Below are 293 nucleotides of genomic sequence, written 5' to 3' on the forward strand. Positions count from 1 at the left end.
GGCGCTTTCTTCTTCGACTTTGGTGGCTCGTCATCCTCGTCTTCATCTTCGAGGTCGTCGTCCTCATCCTCGTCCTCGTCGTCCTCATCGACAGGTTTCTTCTTGCTCTTCACCTGCTTTTTAGACTTCTTCGGGGGTTCGTCGTCCTCATCTTCGTCTTCGTCGTCGAGTCCGTCATCATCTTCATCCTCGTCCTCGTCGTCTTCGACTGGCTTCTTCTTGCCCTTGGACTTCTTGGGAGGCTCGTCGTCATCTTCGTCTTCATCGTCGATGCCGCCGTCTTCATCCTCATC

At 53.9% G+C, this 293-nt stretch carries 1 pseudogene; it reads right to left on the reverse strand.

Annotation, left to right across the window (positions count from 1 at the left end):
• A pseudogene (locus AC1RPN_RS08855) lies at positions 1-293 on the reverse strand (hypothetical protein); the annotation flags it as partial.

The sequence above is a fragment of the Dellaglioa sp. CoH-57-MRSF-20 genome, from assembly GCF_056781955.1.